Source organism: Mesorhizobium sp. M2A.F.Ca.ET.037.01.1.1, from assembly GCF_003998075.1.
GTDB lineage: Bacteria > Pseudomonadota > Alphaproteobacteria > Rhizobiales > Rhizobiaceae > Mesorhizobium.
Window position 1 is genome coordinate 1 of sequence record NZ_RZSA01001377.1, and the last position, 1,288, is coordinate 1,288.

Genomic DNA, 1,288 nt, shown 5'->3' on the forward strand with positions numbered 1-1,288 from the left:
CAGCCGCTCGGTGCCGGCGAGGTCGAGAAAGGCCTCGTCGATCGACAGCGGCTCGACCTGCGGCGTCAGCGCCAGCATCAGCGCCCGCACCTGGCGGCCGACACCGACATATTTTTCCATGTTGGGCGGAATCACCGCCGCTTCCGGGCAGAGTTCCAGCGCCTTGAACATCGGCATGGCCGAGCGAACGCCCTGAATCCGGGCGATATAGCAGGCGGTGGAGACGACGCCGCGACGGCCGCCGCCGATGATGACCGGCTTGTCCTTCAGCGCCGGATTGTCGCGCTTTTCGATCGCCGCGTAGAAGGCGTCGCAATCGATATGCGCGATCTTGAGCCGGTAGAGCTCCGTGTGCCGGACAAGGCGCGGACTGCCGCAGCGATCGCAGCGGCGCGTCTCCGAGCGCTGGAGCGCCAGGCAGTCACGGCAAAAACCGTGTTCGGGATTGTTGACAGGAGCCGCCATCGCTGCGAACATAAAGAGAACAAACGCAATGGTACGACAGCGCAAGGCCGGCAACAAGCTTGGCCTGGGGAGAACGCATGAGCACGACCATAGCACCGCTGACCCCCGAGCGCTGGGCCGATTTCGAGGACCTCTTCGGCAAGCAGGGCGCCTGCTATGGCTGCTGGTGCACCCATTTCCGGCTGGCGCCGGCGGAGCGCCGCGCCAGCGACAAGGAGCGCAATAAGGATCTCATCAAGGCGCGCATCGAGGCAGGTCCCCCGCCGGGGCTCCTGGCGTTCGAGGACAGCAAGGCCGTCGGCTGGATGCAGGTCGGCCCGCGCGCCGACGTGCCCGAATGGAACAATCAGGGCCGGGGCTCGGCGCCGGTCGATCCGGCCGACGCCGGCGACCCGGATGTCTGGGCGATCTCCTGCTTCTTCATCCGCGTCAAAGCGAGGGGCCGCGGCGTCTCGCACCGGCTCGTCGAGGGCGGCATCGCCTTCGCCCGGGAGAATGGCGCGAGGCTGCTGGAAGCCTGCCCGATCGACCTGTCGCGCGATTCGCGCTCGATCGGGCTTTTCGTCGGTTCGTCGCGGGTGTTCGAGAAGGCCGGCTTCGAAAGGCTCGTTGAGCGCAAGCCCGGCCGGCCGCTGATGCGGCTGGTGCTTTAGCCGGATGCGCTTTTGGCCTACAGTCAACGTCTTGCGGCTGTAACGCTTCTTGCCTACCAAAAGCACCATTGTTTCGTCTTCCGACAGCACGGAGAACCGACGTGAAGCGTATTTTGCCACTTGCCTTTGCCCTCGCAATCAGCGCGCCAGCCTTTGCCCAGACCGTGGAC

At 65.7% G+C, this 1,288-nt stretch carries 1 protein-coding gene and 1 pseudogene; one reads left to right on the forward strand and one right to left on the reverse strand.

Features of this window, described 5'->3' with window-relative positions; all coding sequences use genetic code 11:
• Nucleotides 1–477 (reverse strand): annotated as a pseudogene (locus EOA27_RS36890) (DNA polymerase IV); the annotation flags it as partial.
• Between the two features lie 65 nt (nucleotides 478–542).
• Between EOA27_RS36890 and EOA27_RS36895 the strand changes: the two are divergent.
• The gene (locus EOA27_RS36895) at nucleotides 543–1,118 is read left to right on the forward strand and encodes a GNAT family N-acetyltransferase (RefSeq protein WP_126082387.1); all 576 of its coding nucleotides are present in this window, start codon (nucleotides 543–545) and stop codon (nucleotides 1,116–1,118) included.
• Nucleotides 1,119–1,288: the final 170 nt, after the last annotated feature.

What these genes read in the sequence shown, in the direction of transcription:
- EOA27_RS36895 (WP_126082387.1), top strand. Translation starts at nt 543, where the DNA reads ATGAGCACGACCATAGCACCGCTGACCCCCGAGCGCTGGGCCGATTTC.